The sequence below is a fragment of the Burkholderia guangdongensis genome, from assembly GCF_013403875.1.
Lineage (GTDB): Bacteria > Pseudomonadota > Gammaproteobacteria > Burkholderiales > Burkholderiaceae > Burkholderia > Burkholderia guangdongensis.
This window is the reverse complement of sequence record NZ_JACBNX010000022.1, coordinates 37,844-58,076: the sequence shown is the minus strand read 5'-3', so window position 1 is coordinate 58,076 and position 20,233 is coordinate 37,844. Positions and strand designations below refer to the sequence as shown.

Genomic DNA, 20,233 nt, shown 5'->3' with positions numbered 1-20,233 from the left:
CGGGCGCGGCATCCTGAACGCGCCACGTCAGTTGCCCACACCGTCAGGTTCGCGTGATCGACAACCCGCCGTCGATCAGCGCCGCGGTGCCGGTGACGAACGACGAATCGTCCGACGCGAAGTACAGCACCGACCGCGCGATCTCGTCCGGCCGGCCGACGCGCTTCAGCGCATGCAGGTTCGTGATGAACGCCGCCTTTTCGTCGGTGTCGTTCACCGCGTGATACATGTCGGTCTCGACCGCGCCCGGCAGCACCGCGTTCACGCGAATGCCATTCGGGCCGTATTCGGCCGCGAGCGCCTGCGTGAGCCCGATCAGCCCGGACTTGCTCGCCGCGTAAGCGGCGACGCCTGGAAACGCGCTGCTGTAGCCGACGAACGTCGACGTGAAGATCACCGATCCGCCGCCGTGCTTCAGCATCTCTGCTATCTGGTGCTTCGCGCCGAGGAACGCGCCGGTCAGATTCACCGCGATCGCATCGTTCCAGCCGTCGAGCGACACGCCGGTGCTCGCGCCGCTCTCGCCGATCACGCCTGCGTTGTTGAACGCGATGTCGAGCCGGCCGAACTTCGCGACGGCGAGGTCGACGAGCGCTTTCGCATAGCTTTCGGACCGCACGTCGCCGGCGAGACGCACTGCCTGTCCGCCATCGGCTTCGATCTCGGCGACGAGTTCGGCGAGTTCGCGCTCGCGGCGCGCGCCGACGACGACCTTCGCGCCTTCCCGTGCGAACAGCTTCGCGGTCGCTCGGCCGATGCCCGAGCTTGCACCGGTCACGATCGCGACCTTGTTTTCCAGACGTCCCATGATGAATCTCCTGTTGATGAATCGAGTCGATGGATGGAGGTGATGCATGGACGCAGTATCGGCGCACGGATTGGTTCGCGGTAGTATTCAGATCCCCATTCTGCATTTCGGAAAAACCGAACAATGATGAAGCTCGACGGGATCGCGACGTTCGTGATGGTGGCCGAGAGCGGCTCGTTGAGTGAGGCCGCGCGGCGTTTGCGGCTGTCGCGCTCGGTCGTCAGCGAGCGCCTGGCGGAACTGGAGCGCGAGGTCGGCGCGATTCTGCTGCGGCGCACGACGCGCAAGCTGTCGCTGACCGAAGACGGCGCCGCGTTTCTCTCGCGCGCGTCGCGGATCGTGCGCGAGGTCGAGGACGCAGCGGCGGAACTGGCCGAGCGCCGCGGCGAGCTGGTCGGCCCGCTGCGGATTTCCGCGCCGGTCACGTTCGGCCGCATGCATCTCGGGCCGGCGATTTATCCGTTTCTCGCGAAGCATCCGGAAATCCGGCTGATGCTGGAGCTGAACGACCGCCGGATCGATGTCGCCGCGGAAGGCTACGACGCTGTCGTCCGGCACGGGCCGATGCCGGATTCGGGCCTCGTTGCATGGCACCTCGCGACGAGTCGCCGCGTGCTGGTCGCGTCGCCCGGCTATCTGGCGCGGCACGGCACGCCCGCGTCGCCGGCCGAGCTCGGCGCGCATCGCGGGATTTTCTATTCGAACCGAGGCGTCGAGGACTGGCGGTTCGCCGGTGACGACGGCGCCACGATCGTGCGCGGCACGTTCGGCCTCGGCCTGAACAACGGCGACATGATGCGCGACGCGGCGATCGCGGGGCTCGGGATCATGCATGCGCCGACCTTCATTGTCGGGGACGCGATCCGCGCGGGCCAGCTTCAGGTGATCGACATCGGCGTGCAGGCCGAGCCGGAAACGATCTACGTCGCGCATCCGGAGGGGCGGCATCCGTCCGCGAAGCTGCGCGCGTTCTCGGACTGCCTGCGTAGCGCGTTCGGCGATCCGCCGTATTGGGACGCGTGAACGACGCGATAGACGCGCCGTCAATGACGGCGACTCAAACCACCCTCTTGTTGAAATAATTCAAAATAGAGTTAATATCCCGAATTTTGAAAATCTTGGCATTAACCACCACATCCTCATCTTTCACGGAAAATATCAATCGATAAAAAGGACCGAACCGATCGGTGTATTTTTTCAATCCAGCCTCCAATCTAACGTGCGTCACGTCGGAAACCGGAAATTCGATCTCAGAAAACGCCTTTCTGACGCAAACTCGCCCTCTCCCCAGCAAAATCAAATGCCGCTTCAAATAATAAAAAATAAATGCTTCAATCGACAGAGCGCCCGTCACGAGTCCCCACTCCGCGCCGCCACTCAAAGCGAGCACAATCACTGAAAGCATCAGTGGCGCACCGGCAACAAACAGCATCAATATCAAATACGCCGATTTATCGGGAACGATCCTGACCTCGAATCCATCTGCGACATCGATCGGATCACGGTTTGTCATTTCCCTCCTCCCAAGCCGCACATCACGCCTTGTGCGTCGACAGCAAAATACTCGTCTCGGTGTTCGCGATCCCGTCGATCAGCCGGATCGCTCCGAGCACGCGATCGAAATGCTCGAGCGAATCCGCGTGCAGCTCGGCGATCAGATCCCAGCGCCCGTTCGTGCTGTGGATCGCCGCGACGTTCGGATGGCCGCGCAGCACCTTCACGACATCGGCCGCGCGGTTGCCCTGCACCGCGATCGACATCAGCGCGCGGATCCGGTGCCGGTCCGCGGCCGGCTTCAGCCGCACCGTGTAGCCGACGATCACGCCGTGCTGCTCGAGCCGCGCGAGCCGGTTCTGCACCGTCGCGCGCGCGACGCGCAACTGCTTCGCGAGCGCGACGACCGACAGCCGCGCGTTGTCACGCAGCAAGCCGATCAACTGCCGATCGACGTCGTCCAGCGTGATCATCGGGGCGAACCTCCTGTCGTGCGTCCTGTCCGTGCGCAAGCGCGTCCGCACCCGCATTTCCGAGCATTATGCTCATTCAAGTCGGCATTTTGCCAAACATCCGGACAAATCTGACACTTTTGCTGTCTTTTTGTTGGCTGTCGTCCCGGAAATAATGTCTCCAGTACACGGCGCACGTCGCCGCATCCCAACTTGGTGGAGACATTGCATGACCCGCTTTCTCGACGTTCCCGCAACCGCCCGGCTGATCGCGCAAACCGGCATCACCCGCTTCCTCGGCGAGCTCGTCGACACGCTGCGCGCCGACTACCTGCGCTGGAACGAATTCGACAAGTCGCCGCGTGTCGCGAACCATTCGCACGACGGCGTGATCGAGCTGATGCCGGTCGCCGACGCGACGCACTATGGCTTCAAGTACGTGAACGGCCATCCGATCAACGCGTCGCGCGGCATGCACACGGTGATGGCGTTCGGCGCGCTCGCCGAGGTCGAGACCGGCTACCCGTTGCTGCTCGCCGAGCTGACGCTGACGACCGCGACGCGCACCGCCGCGACGTCGGTGCTTGCCGCGCGCGCGCTCGCGCGGCCCGATTCGCGCACGATGGCGCTGATCGGCAACGGCGCGCAGAGCGAGTTCCAGGCGATCGCGTTCCACACGCTCGCCGGTATCGACGAGATTCGCGTGTACGACGTCGATCCGCGCGCGACCGACAAGCTCGTCGCGAACCTTGCCGCGTGGCCGAAGCTGCGCGTCGTGCGCGCCGCGTCGCCGCACGACGCGACGCGCGGCGCCGACATCGTGACGACCGTGACCGCCGACAAGGCGTACGCGACGATCGTCACGCCCGACATGATCGAGCCCGGCATGCACCTGAACGCGGTCGGCGGCGACTGCCCCGGCAAGACCGAACTGCACGCGGACGTGCTGCGGATGGGCCCGGTGTTCGTCGAGTTCGAGCCGCAGTCGCGCATCGAGGGCGACATCCAGCAGATGCCGGCCGACTTCCCGGTCACCGAGCTGTGGCGCGTGCTGCGCGGCGACGCGGCGGGCCGCACGGACGCCGCGCAGGTCACCGTGTTCGACTCGGTCGGCTTCGCGCTCGAGGATTTCTCCGCGCTGCGCTACCTGTACGCGCTCGCGCAGCGGCACAACGCCGGCGTCGAGATCGCGCTGATCCCGCCCGCGGTCGATCCGAAGAACCTGTTCGCGCTGATCGACGATCCGTCGGCAACCGCCGGCCGCCCGGCGCCGCTCGCGGCCGCCGAGGCCGCGCTCGAGCCCGATGCAGCACTCGCGCGCTGATCGCGTCATGAACCGGCGGGGCGCGTGCCCCGCCGCCCCGCAGACCTTCGCCACCCGCATCCCTTTCGATGAACCCCGTATCGATTCAGGCGCCGGCCGCCGTCGTGATGATCCGGCCGCACCGCTTCCTTCCCAATCCCGAAACCGCCGCGGACAACGCGTTCCAGCGCAACGCAACCGCCGATAGCGATGGCGACGACGGCGCGCGCACGCTGTCCGCCGCCGCGCGCGACGAGGTGAGCACGGCCGCGCAGACGCTGACGGAAGCCGGCGTGCGCGTGCACGTGTTCGACGACCACGGCGAGCGCGAAACGCCGGACTCGGTGTTCCCGAACAACTGGTTCTCGACGCATCCGGGCGGGCACGTCGCGCTGTATCCGATGTACAGTCCGAGCCGCCGGCGCGAGCGGCGCGGCGACGTGATCGAGATGCTGAAGGCCGAATACCGGGTGCAGGACGTGATCGACTACTCGGGCCTCGAATACGACGACGTGTTCCTCGAAGGCACGGGCGCGATGGTGCTCGACCACGTCGCGCGGATCGCGTATGCCGCGCGGTCGCGCCGCGCCGATCCGGTCGCGCTCGAACGCTTCTGCACGCACTTCAACTTCGAGCCGATCTGCTTCGACACCGCCGATGCGAGCGGCCGGCCGATCTATCACACGAACGTGATGATGAGCGTGGCGACCGAGTTCGCGCTGGTCGGCCTCGAGCTGATCGCGAACCCGGCGCGCCGCGACGAGATCCGCCGCCGGATCGCCGAGACCGGCCGCACGGTGATCGCGCTGACGCCCGCGCAGATCGCGAACTTCGCCGGCAACGCGCTCGAGCTGTCGGGCCGCGACGGCCGCGTGCTCGCGCTGTCGCAGCGCGCGTTCGACTGCCTGACGCACGACCAGCGCGCGCAGATCGAGCAGTCCGCGCGCCTGCTGCCGCTCGACGTGCCGACGATCGAGATGGCGGGCGGATCGGTGCGATGCATGCTCGCGGGGATTCATCTGTCGCGGCGATGAGCGCCGCGCGAATGCGCTCCGCGGTATTCACCGCGTGAATGGATCCGCATTAGCACAATGAGTTTGACAACGCGGGGGACGCGGGCGAACACTACTCCGTTATCCCCTCGTTGACTGGAGCGATCTCGATGTCCTCCCTGGAACAAGTGCGCCCGCCGGCCGGCCAATCCGGCTGCACGCCCGAAGAATGGGCAATTCGCGTGGAACTGGCCGCGCTGTACCGCCTCGTCGCCCATTTCCGCATGACGGACATGATCGACACCCACATCTCCGCGCGGCTCCCCGGCGATGTTCCGACCTTCCTGATCAATCGCTACGGCGTGCTCTTCCACGAGATGCGCGCGTCCGATCTCGTGAAGATCGACCATGCCGGCAACGTGATCGACGAGCGCGCCGAGGCCGAGCCCGAGCGCTTCCGCGTGAACGCCGCCGGCTTCACGATCCATTCCGCCGTCCACATGGCCCGCGACGATCTGCATTTCGTGATCCATACGCACACCGCCGCCGGCATCGCCGTGTCCGCGCAGAAGGAGGGCCTGCTGCCGATCAGCCAGCACGCGCTCAAGTTCTACGGCAAGCTCAGCTATCACGATTACGAAGGCGTCGCGCTCGATCTCGGCGAACGCGAGCGCCTCGTGCGCGACTTCGGCCCGAACAAGTCGATGATCCTGCGCAATCACGGGCTGATCGTCGGCGGCGCGACCGCCGCCGAAGCGTGGCACGAGATCTACTTCCTCGAACGCGCATGCCAGGCTCAGGTGCAGGCGATGGCCGGCGGCGCCGCGCTGAACTTCCCGCCCGTCGCAGTCCGCGAGCTCACCGCGAAGCAGTTCGCGCAGGCGGTGCCGATGGGCATCGTCGACATCGGATGGAAAGCCGCGTTGCGCCTGATCGACGATCCGCATTCCGATTACCGCTGCTGATTCCCCGTCACGTCCCATTCACGCGCTGGCCATCCGCGCCGGCGCACGCCACGCCCGCGCCATGACCACCATCGTTCTGCTGAGCAAGAGCACCGACCTGTCGTTCCTGATTTCCTCGATCCAGCGCAGCGCGCCCGAACTCGACGTCGTCACCCACGACGATCCGCGCGCGCGCGACGCGGAGATCGCCGTGTGCTGGGAGCCGCCCGAAGGCGCGCTCGCCGCGCTGCCGAAGCTGCGCCTGATTCAAGGGATCGCGGCCGGCGTCGACAACATCCTGTCCGATCCGACGCTGCCCCGGCTGCCGGTCTGCCGGATCGTCGATCCGCAGCACGCGCGCGGGATGAGCGAGTTCGTCACGTGGGCCGCGCTGCATTACATGCGCCAGCTCGACGTGGTGCTGCGCAATCAGCGCGATGCGGTGTGGTTCCGGCCGAAGCAGGCGCATCCGTCGCAGTGCTCGGTCGGGATCATGGGCCTCGGCGAGATCGGCAAGCACGTCGCCGCCGAACTGCATCGCCTCGGCTTCGCGGTGCGCGGCTGGGCGCGGCAAGCGCGCGATTTGCCCGGCATCGAGGTGTTCGCGGGCGCGGACAACCTGGGCGCGTTCCTCGCCGGCACCGACATCCTCGTGTGCCTGCTGCCGCTGACGAACGAGACCCGCGGCATGCTCGACGCGAAAACGTTCGGGATGCTGAAGGCCGGCGCGAAGCTGATCCACGTCGGGCGCGGCGAGCATCTGGTCGTGCCGGATCTCGTCGCCGCGCTCGACAGCGGGCAGCTCGGCGGCGCGATCGTCGACGTGTTCCCGGTCGAGCCGCTGCCCGCCGACGATCCGCTGTGGCGCACGCCGAACCTGATCGTCACGCCGCACATGGCGTCGGTCGCGAGCCCGAAGACGATGGCCGAGCAGATCGCGGAGAACGCGCGGCGGCTCGTCAACGGCGAGCCGCTGCTGAACGTCGTCGACGTCGCGCGCGGCTACTGATCGCCATCGGCGCCGCCGCAGAAGCCGCCGCCGCGCGCGCCGCGCATCATTCGCCTTCGGCCGCGAGCCGGTCGACCAGCGCCGTCGCGCACCGCACGGCCAGCTCCGCGCTGCGATCCGGATCGACGCTCGCGCCCGCCGCGAGCGTGCCCCGCACGATCGCGCCGAGCAGATCCTTCGCCAGATCGGCAATGTCGTTCTGTCGCTCGGTCATGATGGTTCACCTCCTCGGAGTCGGGTACCGTCCCGTCGACGATTGTCCGCCCGTTGGCCGACGCGCGCACACGCGGGCGCGGCCGACGTCATCGCGCGGCCGCCCGCACGACGATCTGCGCGTGCGTATCCCGGTCGATGCGTTCGAGCGACGCGCGCATCGCGTCGAAATCGTCCGGCGTGCAGACCTGGCGGCCGAAGCCCGCGCGCAGGCGCCGCGTGATCTGCACGGTGCGCGTCGCCGGGTCGAATACGTAATGCGACGCGAAATCGATGAAGCGGTCGCGCACCGCCGTATCGGCCGGCACGTCGGTGACGACGACGCTCGCGGGTAACGCGATCTGCGCGGTCTCGTCGAACGTGCCGTCGAAGCACACCCACGGCTGCGTCCGCTCGGGCTCGTCGAGCCAGTTCCGCACCTGCGTCGCAATCCCGCCGCTCAGGCTCGACAGCGCCGGCAGCGCGGTCGTGCCGTTCGGCCAGACGACGTGATCGAGCGCGCCGGTGATCTCGGCCGAGAACGGCCCGCCCGTCGCGCCGACGTCGCTCGTCGATAGCCGCGCGGTGCCGCGCAGCCCGCTGAGTCGCAGCCGATCGAGCGCGATCTGGTTCGCACGCTCGCGCGTCGCGCGCCGGAACGCGGTGCGTTCTAGCTCGGCGGTCCAGCCCGCATCCTCGACGTAGAACTGATAGCGCGCCGCGTTCGGCTGCGTCGCGTCGATCTGCAGGCGCGCGGTGCGCATCCGCGGCTGCGTCGCCGGCGTGCGGGACAGCACGCCGTCGTCGACCAGCAGCGCGGGCCGGTCGAGCACGATCGGCGGCAGATCGCCGAACGCGATGCCCGGCGTCGTCGTATCCGCATAGAGCCCGAGATCGGGCAGCCACGTGATCGCGTGATTGATCGCGCTGCCGCCATAGCCCGGCACCGACGGCAGCGTGTAGATCGAGCCGAGGTTCAGCAGCACCGGCTCGCTGCGTATCCCGACCGCCGCGAGCAGCGCGCCGAACAGCGCGACGTGATCCTTGCAGTCGCCGTAGCGGTTGCGCAGGATGTCCGTCACGCGATGCGGCGCCGCCGCCGTTTCGCCGAGAAAGAGCGCGACGTAGCGGACGTTCGCCTGCACCCAGTCGTACAGCCTGCGCGCCTTGTCGCGCGGTGTCGAGGCGTTCGCGGTCAGCGACCGCGCGAGCTGCTCGACGGCCGCGTCGCGCGCGCTCGGGTCGACGGCCGACGCGTGATAGCGCGCGGCGAACGCCGCATAGTCGGGCAGCGTCGACACCATCAGCCGGTCGCCGTACGTCGCGTAGCCGACCGCGCCGCTCTCGATCCGCGGGTACGCGCCATGCCGGTAGTCGAACTCGTAGCGCGTGCGGCCGTTCCCGGTCACCGGCTCGCGCGCGACGTAGCCGCGCGCGTCCGCATGGAGCGGCATGTCGGCGGGCAGGTCGAAGATCAGCCGCTGCTCGTCGACCGGCTCGCGCGACGGCTCGACGAAGTACGTAAAGAAGCCCGGATTGAGCGGCTTCGTGCGGGACTTGCGGAACACGAGGCGCGTGCGCGAGCCCGCCTCGACGCCGGGAAACACGACCGTGCGCAGTATGCCGTCCTGGAACGTCGGCGCGCCCGCGGAGCGCGGCTCCTGCACGTCGCGGATCGCATCCGGACCGACCGCGTGCACGGTGCCGTCCGGGTCGATCGTGTCGGCCTCGAGCAGTTCGACTTTTTCGATGTCCTTGTCGAACCACACGTAGCGCTGCGCGATCTCGTCGACACCGCTCGCGGTGTTCGCGCGCAGCGTCGCATCGTCGTACTCGTCGAGCGAACCGTCACGCTGGAGCACGAACACGTGGACGTCGCTGACGAGCGTCGCCGGCGCCTCGTCGCCAGTATCGGCGGCGGGCGACACCGTGTCGGCACTCGCGCCGGCACTCGCGCAGCACGCGGCGACGCACGCGCACGCCGCGCCCATCCATCTGACGAAAGAATGCATCGAATCGCCCTTGTTGCGCGTTGCCCTTGTTGCGCCCGCTCGGAGCGGAACCGCACACCGGCACCGTATCCGAACCAGTGTCGGCCGACGGGCGCGCCCCCGTCAAGCGCGGGCCGGTCGCGCACATGGGCGGCCACGCACGAGACCGGATCGCGCTTCCGACCCGCTTTCGAACGTCGCGCGCGAGCGCCGTCAAACGGCTGCCGTATATATCACATCATGACATATACTTCGTGCATGGCCGGTCGCGGCGCCCGAGCCGTCGCAGCGTGCGACGAGCCGACGGGAAACGAAGCCGGACCGGAGCGGGCCGGCGCGCCCGTCCGACCGAGGCCGATACGATGACGCCCTATCACCGCGTACTACTCTGCTATGACGCCAGCGTCGAAGGCCAACGCGCGCTCGCGCGCGGCGCGCTGCTCGTGCGCCGGCTCGGCACCGACGCGCACCTGCTCGCGATCCTCGACAACACGCGCCGCGTCGGCGGCTACGACATCGTGTCCGCGATCCCGTACGAGCTCGACGAGGAGGCCGCGAAAAGCATCCTCGAGGACGGCGTCGCGCGAATGACGTCAGAGGGCATCACGGTGCACGGACATCTCGCAATCGGCGATCCGGTCGACATCATCACGCGATACGCGAACGAGCTCGACATCGATCTCGTGGTCGTCGGCCATCACCCGACGAGCCCGATGAAGCGCTGGTGGAACGGCGAGCATCACAAGCAGCTGATCGACAAGCTGCCGTGCGGCGTGTTGTTCGAGATTGTCCGGTCGTAGCGCCCCGCCGGCATTGCAACAGGAGTCTTCATGATGGATCAGCGCTTGTATCTGACCTACCGGCACTGCGAGATCTGCGCGCGCGCACTCGTCGATCCGGTCGCGGGCGAAGGGCTCGAGCTCGGCGCGTTATACGAGGCTGTCGCGGTCGTGCGCTGGAACGACGGCTGCGGCTGTCACGAAGCGCATCTGCTCGATCCGAAACATCACGTATTCCGAAGCGATCACGACGCGCTACGCATCTCGGTCGCGCTCGCGAAGCGCTTCATCGACACGAAGCTGAGCGATGCGGCGACACCGGCGGACTGAACGCGCGCCATCCTGCGATAGCCGACTTCGTCCCGATCCGGAGGCAGCATGGGAAACGATATCGTCAACACCGTGATGGGCATCGCGGTCGTCGCGTTTGCGCTGGTCTTCTTCGCCGGGCTGGTCAGGCGTGGCCGGATTCGCGAACGCCTGATGGGCAGGCCGATGCGCGGCGTCACCCGACGTTCATAGGCAGCAACACCATCTGCTTGCCCTGCATGTGCAGGCGCGCCTGCAACTCGACCGGCGTCTGATTGTGCAGCCACGCGGTCAGGAAGTTCACGCGCTTGAAGATCAGCTTGCTCGCGAAGCACACGCTGTTCGGGAATTCGTCGAGCGTGTTCGACGTCAGATCCATGAACTCCAGAACCGGATTCGTGCCGAACGCGATCCGGTAATCGGCTGCGATGCCGTACCGGCGGCAATGCGCGACGTAGTAGTCGAGCGATTCCGTGATCACGTGCCTGAGCCGTTCGAGATGCTCGTGCCCGTCGTACGCCTTCGCGTCGACTTCGCCGACCGCGAGGAAGATCATGTTGCGGAAGTGCCCGGGGAACAGCCGGTTGACCCACAGCAGCGCATGCATGCTCGCGCCGCGATGCTTGCCGACGAGCACCACCGCGGTCGGCAGCGACGGGTCGGGCTTGCCTGGCGCCTGCGCTTCGTCGACGGCGGGCGCCGGGCCCGAGAACAGCCCGTCTTCCTTCGCGAGCTGCGCGCGCGTATCGACGTAGTGCCGCTTGATCAGCAGGCACGCGACGATCACCGCGCTCGTCACGAGCACCGTCAGCCAGCCGCCGGCGGTGAACTTCTCGATCAGCGTGATCACGAGCACCGTCGCCGTCACGCACAGGCCCAGCGCGGACAGCGCGAATTGCTTGAGCCAGGCGCCTTCCGACCGATGCTTCCACCAGTAGAGGCACATCCCGAGCAGCGACATGCTGAACGTCAGGAACACGTTGATGCTGTACAGCACGACCAGCACGTCGACGTTGCCATGCGTCCAGAGCAGGATCAGGAAGCTCGACACGCCGACGACGATGATCCCGTTCTGCCGCACGAGCCGCGCGGACAGATCGCGGAAATGGCGCGGCACCCACGAATCGGACGCCATGTTCGACAGCACCGCCGGGCCGTCGAGGAAGCCGGTCTGCGCGCCGACGAGCAGCAGCCCCGCCTCGAACGCGAGCACGGCCGCGAGCAGCGCATGGCGCGCGAGCGACGAGCCGAGGCCGAGGTGATCGATCACACGGCCGAACACGACCGCGTTCAGCGTCTGGCCTTCGACCGGCGTCGCGTGCCACAGCATGTACAGCAGGATGATGCCGCCGGCCGTGAACGCGAGCGACGTCGCCATGTAGAGCATCGTCACCTTGCCGCTCGGCACGCGCGGCTCCGCGAGCATATTCACGTTGTTCGACACCGCTTCGAGGCCCGTGTACGTGCCGCCGCCGAGCGAGAACGCGCGCATCAGCAGCGCGAGCATCACGAGCGGCCCGACCGCCTGCGACATCCCGTGCGCTTCGTGCACCGCGTCCGGCACGACCGCGGCCAGACGGCTGCCGTGCGCCGCGACGCCGTAGACGATCAGCGCGAAATGCAGCACGACGAAGCCCATGAAGATCGGCAGCAGCACCTTGATCGATTCCTTCATCCCGCGGAAGTTGAGCCCGGTCATCAGCACGATCAGGATCAGTTCGGTCGCCAGCTTGAACGTCTGCGCGCCGACGGGCAGCAGGCTGAAGAACGCGTCGACGCCGCTCGAGAGCGACGTCGCGACGGTCAGCACGTAGTCGACGAGCAGCGCCGCGCCGGACACGAGCCCGGGCTTCGGGCCGAGCAGCGCGGTCGCGACGCGATAGCCGCCGCCGCCCGTCGGGAACAGCTCGATCACCTGGTTGTAGCCGAGCGCGATGATGAACACGGTCGCCGCCGTCGCGAGCGCGAGAAACAGCGCGAGCGGCCCGTGCTGGCCGAGCGCGAGGAACGCTTCCTCCGGGCCGTAACACGACGACGACAGGCCGTCGGCGCCGAGGCCAACCCACGCGAGCAGCGGTGTCACCGCGATCGCGTGCCGCGTGCGCGGATCGAGCGGGTCGAGGGGCTTTCCGACGAATAGCTGCCACATCTTCTGGAGTGCGGTCATGATTCCTCCGGCGTGCGCGACCCGACAGGTCCTCGCGTTGCAAAGGTAAATGACTTCCGCGCGGGCTGCCAGCCCCGTGTATTCCTTAGGGGTGGAGCATGTCGCGACATTCTTTCATTTGGCCGACGCACATGTTAGTCGGGATGGCGAAACGTCGCCGGATTGTAAGAAGATGCGTCGTCGAATGCGGGGCAAACCGTCGGCCGCGGATTGGTCGGATAAATAGTCTGCACAAAAAAGACGCCGGTGGCCGCTCCGCGGCCCCGGCGCCCCTGTCGATCACGTATCCGGCGGGCGATCACATATGCACGGTATCGTCCTCCGTCCGGTACAGAACGCGCATCGGCGCCCGGGTCCGCTGCCGGTCTTCCCAGCCTTCGGCAAGCCCGACCTTCGCACCGGACGGCGTCAGCATCGCCTTCCCGCGCACGATATCGGACGCGCGTTCGGCCAGCATGATCGTCGGCGCGTTCAGGTTGCCGTTCGGCTCGGTCGGAAACACGGACGAATCGATCACGCGCAGCCCGGCGACGCCGCGCACACGCAGCTGCGAATCGACGACCGCCATCTCGTCCTCGCCCATCCGGCACGACCCGCACGGATGCATCGTGCTCTCGAGATTCGCGCGAACGAACGCGTCGATCTCGTCGTCGGTCCGCACGTCCGGGCCGGGCGCGAGCTCGACGTCGCGGAAACGGTCCATCGCGGGCTGGCCGATGATCTCGCGCGTCAGACGCACGCAGCGCCGGAAGCCCTCCCGGTCCTCCTCGCGCGCCAGGTAGTTGAAGCGGATGTCCGGATGCACATGCGGATCGGCCGATTTCGCGTGCACGTGGCCGCGGCTCTTCGGCTTGTTCGGCCCGGTCAGCACCATGAAGCCATGCCCCTTGAACGGCTTGTCGCCGTCATAGCGCATCGCGGCCGGCAGGAAGTGGAACTGGATGTCGGGCCAGCGCAGCCCCGCTTCCGAACGGATGAATCCGCCCGCTTCGAAGTGGTTCGACGCGCCGAGCCCGTCCTTGAACAGCAGCCAGCGCAAGCCGATCATCAGCTTGCTGAAAGCGTCCATCTTGCCGTTCAGCGTGACCGGCTCCTTGCACGCGTACTGAATGTAGATTTCCGCGTGATCCTGCAGATTCTCGCCGACGCCGGGCAGATCGTGCGCGACGGCGATGCCTGCGTCGCGCAGCACGCCGGCCGGCCCGATACCGGAACGCTGCAGCAGGTGCGGCGAGCCGATCGGCCCCGACGCGATCAGCACCTCGGCCCGGCAGCGCGCGACGTGCGTGAGCCCGCCGCGCTCGTACTCGACGCCGACCGCGCGCTTGCCTTCCATCACGACGCGGCGCGTCATCGCGTGCGTGACGACGCGCAGGTTCGGGCGCGTCATCGCCGGACGCAGGTACGCGTTCGCGGTCGACCACCGCACGCCGTCCTTGACCGTCATGTGCATCGCGCCGAAGCCTTCCTGCATGTAGCCGTTGCAGTCGTCGCTCGCGTACGTCGACCTCTACTCGGAGCCGGACGCGCTCTATTGCAGCGGAAGCCACCCGCTTTACGCGCTCGACGACGACGATCCGTCGATGCACGATGCGATCGCGTCGAGCCGGATCGTCGCGCGCGGATATCTGCAGCAGCACGACCTGCGGATGCTGAGCGCGAGCAAGGCGGCGGCGACCGTCGACAACGTCGAGGCACAGGCGATGCTGATTCTGTCGGGCGCGTACATCGGCTATCTGCCGCGGCACTATGCAGCGCGCTGGGTCGCGACCGGCGAAATGCGGCCGGTCAGCCCGGCGCGGTATGGCCTCGAGTGGCCGTTCTGCGCGACGATCCGCAAGGGCGCGTCGACGCCGCCGATCCTGAAGGTGTTCATGGTCGACCTGCAGCAGAGCTTCGAAGCGTTCGCGCAGCGCGACGCGCGCACCCGGGAGAGCGCGAAGGCACCGTCAAGGAAACGCTGAGTCACGCCACGCGGGCGCATACGGCCGTGCTAGCGTGCGGGGGCCGCGACCGAGCCGCGTTCCACCAGCGGACACGGCAACAGCACGCGATTGCCGGAGGCGGGCGCGTCGCCGAGCAGACGATCGACGCCCCAGCACCCCATCTCGTAGTGCGGCAACTGCATCGTCGTGAGGCCCGGCAGCAGATGTGCGGCGATCACTTCCTGGTTGTCGAAGCCGATGATCGACACGTCGTCGGGCACGTGCAATCCGAGCCTTTGCAGCGCCATGTACGCGCCCATCGCAACACGGTCGTTGAAGCAGAACAGCGCGGTCGGCGGATCGGGCTGCTGCATCAGTTGCAGCGCGCCCTGGAAGCCCGCCTCCTGCTCGCCGACGAGGCGCAGCACGCGGTCGTCGCGCACCGGCAGCGAGGCTTCCTCCATCGCGAGCCGATAGCCTTCGAAACGCCCCGCGGCCGCTGGAATCCGGTCGCTCTTGTTCAGGAAACCGATGTCGCGATGCCCGTGCTCAATCAGATAGCGCGTCGCGTCGTAGCCGCCCCTGACCTCGTCGGGCACGACGGACGGCACCAACGCGCCCGCGTCGAAGCAGTTCACAAGCGCGACCGGAATGTCGCCGAGCCCGGCCGGCAGGCTGATCTCGTGGTGGTACATCGTCGCGAACATCAGGCCTTCGACCTGATGCTTGAGCAGCGCCTCGACGGCCTTGCTCTCGAGATCCGCGCGGCAGTCGGTGTTGACGAGCGTAAGGATCCGGTTGTACTTCCACGCGGCATCCTGCGCGCCGCGGATGATGAGACCGGCATAGGGCGTCGTCGCGACTTCGTCGGTCACGAGTCCGATCAGGTTGGATTTGCCGAGCCGCAGCGCCTGCGCCATCGCGTTCTCGCGGTAGCCGAGATCGGCGACGGCCTTGTGAATGCGGGCGCGCGTCTCCTGCGGAATGTTCGCGTCTGCGCGGTTGTTCAGCACGAACGACACGGTGGTTTGCGATACGCCCGCCGCCTTCGCGACGTCGGTCATCGTCGGGCGCGACGCGCGCATGCCGGATTTTGGAGTTCGAATACTCATCGGAACAGGGATCGAGGCCGGCCGGCGATCCGCGCACGTCGACTGGCGGATCCCCGAATTGGCCTCAATCATATTCGAATGAGCGGATTATTGCTGGCGCGTGTCGCCTGCCATGATTCTGCGCCCGCGACATATCGCGCGTCACGAACCGCGTCCGGACACCCTCACCGTCAGGCGGCTGACCACTTCAGCGCCCCCGGCGACGCTCTGCGCATATCGCTTCGCGCGATCGATCTGCGCGTAGTCGGGCACCGTACCTTCGAGGATCACGCGCTGCTGCCCGCCAAGGACGGCGATGCGCGACACATTGACGTCGGACGCGCCGGCGAGCGCCGCTCGCACGCTCGTCGCGAGCGCGCGGTCGGGCTGCGTGCTTGCTGCACCTTGCGCATGGGCGCCGGGAACCGCGGCCGCGAGCCCGAGCGACAGCATCAGGATCGAGAATCTGGCATGCATTTTCCTTCTCCTTCAAAAGTGACGCGGCCATCACATACAGCCCCAATTCAATTCGCCGATACCGGAGAGCGGAGTCCTGACGTGAGCGCGCTTCGACAGCATAGTGCGAATCGAGCGTATCCGCTTTTCGTGCGGGATGGGCGAACTCGGGACATTCGGGAACAAAAAAATGCGCGACGCCCTTTCGGGACGCCGCGCCAATACGCGCTCTCGCAGCAGCGTGGAACCGGTGTTGGAATCGATCCGGTCGACTGGCCTAATCAGAAAGAATGCTGGATACCGACGTAGACGCCCGACATGCTGTGGCCGTACAGCGGATTGTCGTTGTATGTGCCGTTGACGTTGCCGCCGGGGCCTTCGGCCGCGTTCGGATCGAGGCTGAAGTTCGCGGTCTTGCTGTTGTGCAGCGTCGCGACCTGGAAGTCGAGCAGCGTTCGCTTGGACAGGTTGTACGAGCCCCCGATCGTATAGATCGTCGCGTTGCCGCCGCCGTTGTTCGCGTTCACGTGATAGACGGCGCCCGTCAGCGCCGCTTCCGGCGTCGCCTGCCAGGTCGCGCCGCCCCACACCAGGTTCGTCGTGGTCGGCGTGCCGTACGCCGCGTTGGTCATGCCCGACGTCCGCGAAGCCTGGTAGGCCGCACGCAACGTGACCGGCCCGAGGAACACGTTCGCGCCGGCGAAGTATTCGCGCGATGCGGTGAACGGATTGTCGAGCTTGCCGTTGAGCGGATCGCGAATCTCGTCGTAGATGCCGCGCACCTGGAACAGCGCTGACGTGTAGGTCAATTGCATACCGGCGTTGCGACCTTGCGGCGTCATGCCGTTGCCGTTCCACGACGTCGAGTTCGACAGCGAATACTGGCCGTACACGTCGAAGCCGGCAAACTTCGGCGATTGATACATGATGTTGCTGCTCGACTTCTGCCAGTTCCGGCCGCGCACCAGCGTCGCAGTCGCCCAGGCGGTCTGGCCGAACGGATCGAAGTCCCAGATGCCGTTCGAGATGAAGTTGTTCCGGCCGATGAGGAACGTACCGTATGAATCGTTCTGCAGGCCGACAGTTGCCTGATCGAAGAACATGTAATTGGTGCCCGCACCCTGCCCGTTCATCGTGTTGAACGCGCCTTCCATCTGGAACAGTGCCTTGTTGCCGCCGCCGAGGTCCTCGACGCCCTTCACGCCCCACAGGCTGCCGCCCCAGTTGCCGGCTTCCGCGCGAACGCGCGACGTCGAGCCGGTGTAACTGGCGGTCGGCAGGCCGCTCACGTACTCGAGACCGGCGTCGATGCGGCCGTACAGTGTCACGCTACTCTGCGCGTGTACCGTGACGGCAAAGGTCAACAACGAAGCAACGCAAATCAGCTTTTTCATTTTAGGAGTCTCCAAAAAAATATTCCGACTCGGCCGGGCGAGGCGTCGACGGTGTCAACGCCACTTCCGCCCGACAATTTCGAATCTTTATGTCGTCATGCAAATTGATCGATCTGGTGCTCGGCACGCGCAGGCCCCGACCACGAACGAATCCTTCTAGATTTTCTCTCCTCCCTTTCATTTATATTCGGACTACGAAATATATTTTTGCCTCGACATCCCTTTACGCTCGCCGAGTACCGGTCGCCCTTACGGGCGACCGCCCATCAGGCCGCCAGGCGCTCCAGATCGCGCGTTTGCGCGAACGACTGGTCGTCGGCGTCGAACACGTGCAGATGCTCGGCATCGAATACGAGCTTCACGCGGTCGCCGATCCTGACGCGCACGGTGCCGCCCGCCTTCGCGATGACCGTCACGCCGGACTGCAGCGCGACGTGCACGTAGCTGTGCTCGCCGAGGAATTCGGCGAACACTACCTCGCCGGCCTGCCCCGGCTCCGCGCCGCCCGCGTCGGCCAGACGGATATGCTCGGGCCGAATGCCGACCATCAGCGGATCGCCGGCGCACGCGCTCTGCGCCGCGTTCGGCCGAACGCACGCGGCGAGCTGGCCGCCGCCCTTCAGCGCGACCGTGCACGTATCGGGCTCGACCTTCTCCAGCGTCGCCGGCAGGAAGTTCATGTTCGGCGATCCGATGAACCCGGCGACGAACCGGTTGCGCGGCCGGTGATACAGCTCGAGCGGCGCACCGACCTGCGCGATGCTGCCGTATTTCGCGACCGCGTCGCCCGCGTTGAGCAGTACGATCTTGTCGGCGAGCGTCATCGCCTCGACCTGATCGTGCGTCACGTAGATCACGCTCGCCTTGCCGAACTCGCGATGCAGACGCGCGATCTCTATTCGCGTCTGCACGCGCAGCGCCGCATCGAGATTCGACAACGGCTCGTCGAACAGAAACAGCTTCGGCTCGCGGACGATTGCACGCCCGATCGCGACGCGCTGCCGCTGGCCGCCGGACAGTTGCTTCGGATACCGGTCGAGCAGCTTGTCGAGCTGCAGCACCTTCGCCGCACGCTGCACCTTCTCGTCGATCTCCGCCTGCTTCAGCTTCGCGAGCTTCAGCGCGAACGCCATGTTCTGCGCGACCGTCATGTGCGGATACAACGCGTAGTTCTGAAACACCATCGCGACGCCGCGGTTCGCGGGCGGCACGTCATTCACCATGCGGTCCGCAATCCGCAGCTCGCCGCTCGTGATCTCCTCGAGCCCCGCGACCATCCTCAGCAGCGTCGACTTCCCGCAGCCGCTCGGCCCCACGAACACGCAGAACTCGCCGGCGTCGATCTGCAGATTGAAGCGGTTGATCGTCGGCCGCGCGTCGCCGTAGGCCTTGTTGATCCCCACCAGTGAAACGTTCGACATGTGTGTGCTCCTCTCCGGTCTCTCACCGATACTGTTGTTCGCGCGTCCGTCGTCGATCGCGGGCGCGCCGTCGGCCGCTCGTCACGCCGGCTCGCCGTAGATGTCGCCCATCTGCCACGCCTTCAGCGCGACGTTCGCGTACCCCTCCGCAAACACGGACGCGCCGACGCTGCTGCCGAGCGTCGGGTAGACACGGCTCGTCAGATTCACGCGATCGTTCGCGTATACCTCGATCACGGTCGCATCGAGCAGCACACGCAGGCGCAGCGGCTCGCCCGGCTCCAGATACAGATGCGCGTGCTGGTTCTGCCGCTCGGTCTTCGGATTGAACGAGCTGCGCGCACGTTCGACCGTCAGGCGCCGCATGTTCGGGTTGTAGACGATGCGCGTCGCTTCGAGACCGTCCGGGGACGCAAGCAGCGTCAGGCCGACCGGCTTCGCGTCGAGCAGCTCGACGTCCAGTTCGATGTCCAGATGGCGGCCTTCGAACGCCACAGTCTCGGCGCCGCCGACCCGGCACGTCGCGGCGGCGGCGACATCGCCGCGCAGCGCGCCGATTTCATCGACGGGCCGGATCGTGAGCTGGCCCGCATCGGTCAGGCCGAGCACGCGCGGCACAGTCATCGCCCCAGCCCAGCCGTCCGCGCGCATCAGGTCCGCGCTGCGCTGCTCGTTGATCCATGCCCATTGCAGCGCACGACCATCCGGCGCCATGAAGGTCAGATGCGCGAACGCGCTGCCGTCGACGTCGAGCACGTCGTCGAACTCGGGCACGAAGCGCTCGTTCTCGAAACGGCCAACGAAATAGTGCGCGCCCATGTTCTGCCACACCGACACCGATAGCACCCACTTGTCGCCGATCGGAAAGAAGTTCGGGCATTCCCACATCACGCCGAGCTGCAGGCGCGGCGATGTGTACAGCGGATGCAGATATTTCCAGTCGCGCCCATCGTCGCTGCGATAGAGCAGACATTGCCCGCGCTCGCCGTTCAGCGACGCGCCGACCACCATGTACCAGACGTCGCGATGCTGAAATACGTACGGATCCCGGAACTGATCACGCGGCACGCCGGCCGGCGGCAGCTCGATCAACGCGCCGTCGACCTTGCGCCAGCGCTGCAGATCGTCGCTCGTCGCCATGCACTGCACCTGCGCGGTATCGGTGTATCCGGTGTAGTAGATCGTCGGCTGACCGTACACCAGCGCGAAGCTGCCCGAGAAGCATCCCCCCTCGTCCGGGCCGCTCGACGGCGCGAGCGCGACAGGCTCGTCGCGCCACCGCACGAGATCCGCACTGCTCGCATGGCCCCAGTGGATGTCGCCCCACAGCGCATCGTTCGGGTTGTACTGGTAGTACAGGTGATACCGCCCGTCGTGATGGCAGATCCCGTTCGGATCGTTCATCCAGTTCATCGGCGGCGTGAAATGAAACCGCGGGCGGTGCGGATCCCGCACGCGCACGGCGTCGACCGCCGGCTTGTTGATGTTTTCTGTCATGCTCATGAA

The 20,233-nt window shown here is 66.7% G+C and carries 21 protein-coding genes; 9 read left to right on the top strand and 12 right to left on the bottom strand.

The features are described from left to right. Window positions 1-43: 43 nt before the first annotated feature. Complete coding sequence (locus HZI36_RS20740; protein ID WP_179404535.1) at window positions 44-808, bottom strand: SDR family oxidoreductase; 765 nt, start codon at window positions 806-808, stop codon at window positions 44-46. Window positions 809-931: 123 nt separating this feature from the next. Between HZI36_RS20740 and HZI36_RS20735 the strand changes: the two genes are divergently transcribed. Continuing rightward, window positions 932-1,831: a LysR family transcriptional regulator gene (locus HZI36_RS20735; RefSeq protein WP_179404534.1), complete on the top strand. Its 900-nt coding sequence runs from the start codon at window positions 932-934 to the stop codon at window positions 1,829-1,831. Window positions 1,832-1,865: 34 nt separating this feature from the next. Here HZI36_RS20735 and HZI36_RS20730 read toward each other — a convergent pair whose 3' ends face one another. Continuing rightward, window positions 1,866-2,321, bottom strand: a complete 456-nt coding sequence (locus HZI36_RS20730) for a hypothetical protein (RefSeq protein ID WP_179404533.1) — start codon at window positions 2,319-2,321, stop codon at window positions 1,866-1,868. A 22-nt stretch (window positions 2,322-2,343) separates the two neighbouring features. Further along, window positions 2,344-2,775 (bottom strand): Lrp/AsnC family transcriptional regulator, encoded by a 432-nt coding sequence (locus HZI36_RS20725; RefSeq protein ID WP_179404532.1) that lies wholly within the window; start codon window positions 2,773-2,775, stop codon window positions 2,344-2,346. 208 nt (window positions 2,776-2,983) lie between these two features. Between HZI36_RS20725 and HZI36_RS20720 the strand changes: the two genes are divergently transcribed. The 4 genes from HZI36_RS20720 to HZI36_RS20705 all read left to right on the top strand — a co-directional run bounded on the left by HZI36_RS20720 (window position 2,984) and on the right by HZI36_RS20705 (window position 7,002). Next, complete coding sequence (locus HZI36_RS20720; protein ID WP_179404531.1) at window positions 2,984-4,078, top strand: ornithine cyclodeaminase; 1,095 nt, start codon at window positions 2,984-2,986, stop codon at window positions 4,076-4,078. A gap of 68 nt (window positions 4,079-4,146) precedes the next feature. After that, a complete protein-coding gene (ctlX, locus tag HZI36_RS20715; protein ID WP_179404530.1) occupies window positions 4,147-5,091 on the top strand; it encodes a citrulline utilization hydrolase CtlX in 945 nt (314 codons plus the stop codon). A gap of 128 nt (window positions 5,092-5,219) precedes the next feature. After that, on the top strand, window positions 5,220-6,014 hold the full coding sequence (locus tag HZI36_RS20710) for a class II aldolase/adducin family protein (RefSeq protein ID WP_179404529.1): 795 nt from the start codon (window positions 5,220-5,222) through the stop codon (window positions 6,012-6,014). 61 nt (window positions 6,015-6,075) lie between these two features. Continuing rightward, window positions 6,076-7,002, top strand: a complete 927-nt coding sequence (locus tag HZI36_RS20705; RefSeq protein ID WP_179404528.1) for a 2-hydroxyacid dehydrogenase — start codon at window positions 6,076-6,078, stop codon at window positions 7,000-7,002. Window positions 7,003-7,048: 46 nt separating this feature from the next. On the opposite strand, the gene HZI36_RS20700 is transcribed toward HZI36_RS20705, so the two are convergent. Together HZI36_RS20700 and HZI36_RS20695 are read right to left on the bottom strand one after the other, a co-directional pair. Beyond that, the gene (locus HZI36_RS20700) at window positions 7,049-7,216 is read right to left on the bottom strand and encodes a hypothetical protein (RefSeq protein WP_179404527.1); all 168 of its coding nucleotides are present in this window, start codon (window positions 7,214-7,216) and stop codon (window positions 7,049-7,051) included. Between the two features lie 88 nt (window positions 7,217-7,304). Then, window positions 7,305-9,206, bottom strand: a complete 1,902-nt coding sequence (locus tag HZI36_RS20695) for a DUF3857 domain-containing transglutaminase family protein (protein WP_179404526.1) — start codon at window positions 9,204-9,206, stop codon at window positions 7,305-7,307. Window positions 9,207-9,547: 341 nt separating this feature from the next. Here HZI36_RS20695 and HZI36_RS20690 point away from each other — a divergent pair, with 341 nt between their 5' ends. From HZI36_RS20690 to HZI36_RS20680, 3 genes are read left to right on the top strand one after another with little or no spacing between them, the layout of a single operon-like run. Next, the gene (locus HZI36_RS20690; protein WP_179404525.1) at window positions 9,548-9,985 is read left to right on the top strand and encodes a universal stress protein; all 438 of its coding nucleotides are present in this window, start codon (window positions 9,548-9,550) and stop codon (window positions 9,983-9,985) included. 30 nt (window positions 9,986-10,015) lie between these two features. Beyond that, window positions 10,016-10,294, top strand: a complete 279-nt coding sequence (locus HZI36_RS20685; protein ID WP_425485275.1) for a hypothetical protein — start codon at window positions 10,016-10,018, stop codon at window positions 10,292-10,294. A gap of 48 nt (window positions 10,295-10,342) precedes the next feature. Then, a complete protein-coding gene (locus HZI36_RS20680; RefSeq protein ID WP_179404524.1) occupies window positions 10,343-10,486 on the top strand; it encodes a hypothetical protein in 144 nt (47 codons plus the stop codon). Here the strand turns inward: HZI36_RS20680 and HZI36_RS20675 are convergent. Then, on the bottom strand, window positions 10,470-12,440 hold the full coding sequence (locus HZI36_RS20675) for an APC family permease (protein ID WP_179404523.1): 1,971 nt from the start codon (window positions 12,438-12,440) through the stop codon (window positions 10,470-10,472). The genes HZI36_RS20680 and HZI36_RS20675 overlap by 17 nt on opposite strands. A gap of 298 nt (window positions 12,441-12,738) precedes the next feature. Beyond that, window positions 12,739-13,914: a GMC oxidoreductase gene (locus HZI36_RS20670; RefSeq protein ID WP_246327157.1), complete on the bottom strand. Its 1,176-nt coding sequence runs from the start codon at window positions 13,912-13,914 to the stop codon at window positions 12,739-12,741. Window positions 13,915-13,921: 7 nt separating this feature from the next. On the opposite strand from HZI36_RS20670, the gene HZI36_RS20665 reads away from it, so the two are divergent. Next, window positions 13,922-14,404, top strand: coding sequence for a LysR substrate-binding domain-containing protein (locus HZI36_RS20665; protein WP_179404522.1), 483 nt, complete (start codon window positions 13,922-13,924; stop codon window positions 14,402-14,404). Between the two features lie 29 nt (window positions 14,405-14,433). Here the strand turns inward: HZI36_RS20665 and HZI36_RS20660 are convergent, their stop codons facing one another. The 5 genes from HZI36_RS20660 to HZI36_RS20640 form a co-directional block, all read right to left on the bottom strand. Continuing rightward, window positions 14,434-15,477, bottom strand: a complete 1,044-nt coding sequence (locus tag HZI36_RS20660; protein WP_218884131.1) for a LacI family DNA-binding transcriptional regulator — start codon at window positions 15,475-15,477, stop codon at window positions 14,434-14,436. A gap of 141 nt (window positions 15,478-15,618) precedes the next feature. Beyond that, window positions 15,619-15,933 carry a BON domain-containing protein gene (locus HZI36_RS20655; protein ID WP_179404521.1) on the bottom strand — a complete coding sequence of 105 codons (315 nt, stop codon included), beginning with the start codon at window positions 15,931-15,933 and terminating at the stop codon, window positions 15,619-15,621. A 260-nt stretch (window positions 15,934-16,193) separates the two neighbouring features. Next, window positions 16,194-17,306 carry a porin gene (locus HZI36_RS20650; protein WP_179404520.1) on the bottom strand — a complete coding sequence of 371 codons (1,113 nt, stop codon included), beginning with the start codon at window positions 17,304-17,306 and terminating at the stop codon, window positions 16,194-16,196. A gap of 266 nt (window positions 17,307-17,572) precedes the next feature. After that, entirely contained in the window at window positions 17,573-18,727 is a 1,155-nt protein-coding gene (locus tag HZI36_RS20645; RefSeq protein ID WP_179404519.1) for an ABC transporter ATP-binding protein, read from the bottom strand. Between the two features lie 81 nt (window positions 18,728-18,808). Next, window positions 18,809-20,230 carry a glycoside hydrolase family 32 protein gene (locus HZI36_RS20640; RefSeq protein ID WP_246327156.1) on the bottom strand — a complete coding sequence of 474 codons (1,422 nt, stop codon included), beginning with the start codon at window positions 20,228-20,230 and terminating at the stop codon, window positions 18,809-18,811. Between the last annotated feature and the right edge of the window lie 3 nt (window positions 20,231-20,233).

Excerpts from the sequence above, each read along its gene's own strand:
- HZI36_RS20740 (WP_179404535.1), bottom strand. The coding sequence starts at position 808 with ATGGGACGTCTGGAAAACAAGGTCGCGATCGTGACCGGTGCAAGCTCG.
- HZI36_RS20735 (WP_179404534.1), top strand. The coding sequence starts at position 932 with ATGATGAAGCTCGACGGGATCGCGACGTTCGTGATGGTGGCCGAGAGC.
- HZI36_RS20730 (WP_179404533.1), bottom strand. The coding sequence starts at position 2,321 with ATGACAAACCGTGATCCGATCGATGTCGCAGATGGATTCGAGGTCAGG.
- HZI36_RS20725 (WP_179404532.1), bottom strand. The coding sequence starts at position 2,775 with ATGATCACGCTGGACGACGTCGATCGGCAGTTGATCGGCTTGCTGCGT.
- HZI36_RS20720 (WP_179404531.1), top strand. The coding sequence starts at position 2,984 with ATGACCCGCTTTCTCGACGTTCCCGCAACCGCCCGGCTGATCGCGCAA.
- ctlX (WP_179404530.1), top strand. The coding sequence starts at position 4,147 with ATGAACCCCGTATCGATTCAGGCGCCGGCCGCCGTCGTGATGATCCGG.
- HZI36_RS20710 (WP_179404529.1), top strand. The coding sequence starts at position 5,220 with ATGTCCTCCCTGGAACAAGTGCGCCCGCCGGCCGGCCAATCCGGCTGC.
- HZI36_RS20705 (WP_179404528.1), top strand. The coding sequence starts at position 6,076 with ATGACCACCATCGTTCTGCTGAGCAAGAGCACCGACCTGTCGTTCCTG.
- HZI36_RS20700 (WP_179404527.1), bottom strand. The coding sequence starts at position 7,216 with ATGACCGAGCGACAGAACGACATTGCCGATCTGGCGAAGGATCTGCTC.
- HZI36_RS20695 (WP_179404526.1), bottom strand. The coding sequence starts at position 9,206 with ATGCATTCTTTCGTCAGATGGATGGGCGCGGCGTGCGCGTGCGTCGCC.
- HZI36_RS20690 (WP_179404525.1), top strand. The coding sequence starts at position 9,548 with ATGACGCCCTATCACCGCGTACTACTCTGCTATGACGCCAGCGTCGAA.
- HZI36_RS20685 (WP_425485275.1), top strand. The coding sequence starts at position 10,016 with ATGATGGATCAGCGCTTGTATCTGACCTACCGGCACTGCGAGATCTGC.
- HZI36_RS20680 (WP_179404524.1), top strand. The coding sequence starts at position 10,343 with ATGGGAAACGATATCGTCAACACCGTGATGGGCATCGCGGTCGTCGCG.
- HZI36_RS20675 (WP_179404523.1), bottom strand. The coding sequence starts at position 12,440 with ATGACCGCACTCCAGAAGATGTGGCAGCTATTCGTCGGAAAGCCCCTC.
- HZI36_RS20670 (WP_246327157.1), bottom strand. The coding sequence starts at position 13,914 with ATGCAGGAAGGCTTCGGCGCGATGCACATGACGGTCAAGGACGGCGTG.
- HZI36_RS20660 (WP_218884131.1), bottom strand. The coding sequence starts at position 15,477 with ATGAGTATTCGAACTCCAAAATCCGGCATGCGCGCGTCGCGCCCGACG.
- HZI36_RS20655 (WP_179404521.1), bottom strand. The coding sequence starts at position 15,933 with ATGCATGCCAGATTCTCGATCCTGATGCTGTCGCTCGGGCTCGCGGCC.
- HZI36_RS20650 (WP_179404520.1), bottom strand. The coding sequence starts at position 17,306 with ATGAAAAAGCTGATTTGCGTTGCTTCGTTGTTGACCTTTGCCGTCACG.
- HZI36_RS20645 (WP_179404519.1), bottom strand. The coding sequence starts at position 18,727 with ATGTCGAACGTTTCACTGGTGGGGATCAACAAGGCCTACGGCGACGCG.
- HZI36_RS20640 (WP_246327156.1), bottom strand. The coding sequence starts at position 20,230 with ATGAGCATGACAGAAAACATCAACAAGCCGGCGGTCGACGCCGTGCGC.